The 2529-nt window shown below is 43.0% G+C and carries 3 protein-coding genes and 2 tRNA genes; 4 read left to right on the top strand and 1 reads right to left on the bottom strand.

Going from position 1 to position 2529, the window contains the following annotated elements; genetic code table 11:
• Both HMPREF9074_RS03525 and HMPREF9074_RS03520 read left to right on the top strand, forming a co-directional pair.
• On the top strand, positions 1 to 933 hold a 933-nt coding region (locus tag HMPREF9074_RS03525), incomplete at its 5' end, for a BatD family protein (protein ID WP_034539703.1).
• Between the two features lie 8 nt (positions 934 to 941).
• Positions 942 to 1691 carry a tetratricopeptide repeat protein gene (locus HMPREF9074_RS03520; RefSeq protein ID WP_009391074.1) on the top strand — a complete coding sequence of 250 codons (750 nt, stop codon included), beginning with the start codon at positions 942 to 944 and terminating at the stop codon, positions 1689 to 1691.
• Here the strand turns inward: HMPREF9074_RS03520 and HMPREF9074_RS03515 are convergent.
• Positions 1678 to 2190: a shikimate kinase gene (locus HMPREF9074_RS03515; RefSeq protein ID WP_009391072.1), complete on the bottom strand. Its 513-nt coding sequence runs from the start codon at positions 2188 to 2190 to the stop codon at positions 1678 to 1680. The genes HMPREF9074_RS03520 and HMPREF9074_RS03515 overlap by 14 nt on opposite strands.
• A 137-nt stretch (positions 2191 to 2327) precedes the next feature.
• Between HMPREF9074_RS03515 and HMPREF9074_RS03510 the strand changes: the two genes are divergently transcribed.
• A tRNA-Lys gene (locus tag HMPREF9074_RS03510) sits at positions 2328 to 2400 on the top strand.
• Positions 2401 to 2437: 37 nt separating this feature from the next.
• Positions 2438 to 2510: transfer RNA gene (locus tag HMPREF9074_RS03505), tRNA-Lys, on the top strand.
• Positions 2511 to 2529 lie beyond the last annotated feature (19 nt).

Below are 2529 nucleotides of genomic sequence, written 5' to 3'. Positions count from 1 at the left end.
AAACCAGATAACTTTAGCGGAGCGGTAGGCGACTTCTCTTTTGCCGTAACCCCTAACAAACAAACCCTAAAAGGCAACGAAAGTATGCAGCTAAAAGTAGAAGTATCGGGCAGTGGTAACCTAAAACTGTTCGACCTACCTAAGCCTACTTTCCCTTCGTCATTAGAAGTATATGCTCCTGAGCAAAATGACGACATTAGCACTACCCTTGCTGGTATGAAAGGGCGCATAGAGCAAACTTACACCATTGTACCTCAGTACAAAGGGAAATACCCTATCAGTGGTATGGCTTTCTCTTACTTCAATCCGAACACTCATAAATACGAAACTATAAAAACAGACGAGCTGTGGATAGATGTAACCGAAGGAGCTGCTAACGAAGACACTCCTACTGATGTGGCTAACGATAACAACCTGCCGAGCAGTCACTTCCGCGCACAACAGCCTAACACAGGCTTAGTAGCGATGCATCAGCCTGTCTTCTTTGGTTCGGTGCGCTACTATCTATACCTACTCTTGCCACTACTGCTGATACCTATCGCCCTAATAGCTTGGCGTATTAGACAGCGTCGCGCAGGAGATATAGAAGGAGCAAAAGTGCGTACTGCCAACCGCTTGGCTAAGAAATACCTAAGTGAAGCTAAACGCAAACTCGCCGACAAAGACCACTTCTATGAGGCTTTAGAACGTGCTCTACACAACTATCTGAAAGCTAAACTGAAGATAGAAACTACTGAAATGAGCAAGGACAAAATAAACGAATTGCTATTGGCACGCCACGCTGCCCCAGAGACGGTAGAGCGCTTTATACGGCTGTTAGCTAACTGCGAAATGGCACGGTACTCGCAGCACCACACCGATGCCTCAGTAGAAAGTGATTTTGGCAATGCCGTGCAAGTGATAACAGAATTAGACAAACAAGTAAAAAAATAAGCTTAGCGATGAAGTACCTTATAACTCTAATATGCCTTGCTATAGCCACTATAGGCTGGGGGCAAGACCAAGATAATTTTGACAAAGCTACTACGCTCTACCAAAAGGGAGACTACACCCAAGCTGCTGCGGTGTACTCATCGATATTGAAGTCAGGCAAAGAGTCATCGGCTTTGTACTACAACTTAGGCAACACTTATTACAAGCTGAACAATGTGCCTGAAAGTATCTATTATTACGAAAAGGCACTGCAGCTTGACCCTGAAAATGCCGATGCAAAAAACAATCTGATATTTGCTAACCAAATGAAAGTAGATGCCATCACCCCCCTACCCAAAACGTGGGTGCGCCAACTAAGCGATGGTATCGTAGGGCTTTTTAGCGCTCATACGTGGGCGGTACTTTCGATTATAGGAGTTTTTGCTTTTGTGTTGAGTTTTTTGCTCTACTATTTCGTAGAGCGCACTGCACTAAAGCGCACTTTTTTCAGTCTGATGTTAGTATTTTTGTTTTTTGCGATAGGTAGTTACACCTTAGCGCACTTCTGCCATAAGCAAGTTAGCCAAACACAATACGCTATTCTTTTTGACAAAACCGTACGCGTATTTTCAGATGCTAATGCCTACAGCAGCGAGGTAATGCAGCTGCACGAAGGTACAAAAGTAGAGATTATAGAAGATGCTAAAGACTGGGTAAAGATACGGTTGGTTAATGGCAAAACAGGCTGGACAAAAGTAAGCTGTCTTAGAAAACTGTAAGTAACTTTTGGAGGCTTTGGTCAGGGGTAAGACCGTCCATAGCAATAATATGGGTAGCCTGAGCGTAGTACGGATTGCGGTCGAATAGATGCTTGCGAATGAATTCTTCTAAATCTATCTCCTTGATTTGGGCGAGCAGAGGTCGGTGGTCTTTCTCCTGCAAAAGACGCTGGGTAAGGGATTGAGGTTGGTATTTTAGATAAATACTCGTTGCCCCAGAGGCTTTGATAAGGGGCATATTATTGCCAAAGCAAGGCGTACCTCCGCCTAAAGAAAGTACCATATCCTCTTCTTTTTGGAGGACTTCTTGCAAGTAAAGCGCTTCTTTCTTGCGGAAATAAATCTCTCCTTTATTTTTAAAAATATTGGGTACGGAGCATTTTTCACGCTCAGCGATATAGGCATCGAGGTCGACGAAAGAAATGTTTTTAGCAGTGGCGAGGGCTCTTCCGAGGGTAGATTTACCGCTTCCCATATAGCCAATAAGAATTATTTTCATTTTATAAACTGTTGTATAGTAAGGGTTTGAAAAAATTATTTAAAATAAAGTGCAAAAATAATACTTTTTTTCTTGGTACATAAAAAAAATGTTGTATCTTTGCACCCGCAAACAAGGAAATACTTTTGAGTAAAACCGACTCGGTAGCTCAGCTGGTAGAGCACGACACTCTTAATGTTGGGGTCCTGGGTTCGATCCCCAGCCGGGTCACTAAGGATTTTAAAAGTTTGTTTTTCATTTTATTGATGACTTGGTAGCTCAGTTGGTAGAGCACAACACTTTTAATGTTGGGGTCCTGGGTTCGAGCCCCAGCCAGGTCACATAGTTATACAGTTTGTT

This window comes from Capnocytophaga sp. oral taxon 329 str. F0087 (genome assembly GCF_000213295.2).
Taxonomy (GTDB): domain Bacteria; phylum Bacteroidota; class Bacteroidia; order Flavobacteriales; family Flavobacteriaceae; genus Capnocytophaga; species Capnocytophaga leadbetteri_A.
This window is presented reverse-complemented; position numbering and strand designations above follow the sequence as displayed.

Coding starts and splice junctions, on each gene's coding strand:
- HMPREF9074_RS03520 (WP_009391074.1), top strand. CDS start 942: ATGAAGTACCTTATAACTCTAATATGCCTTGCTATAGCCACTATAGGC.
- HMPREF9074_RS03515 (WP_009391072.1), bottom strand. CDS start 2,190: ATGAAAATAATTCTTATTGGCTATATGGGAAGCGGTAAATCTACCCTC.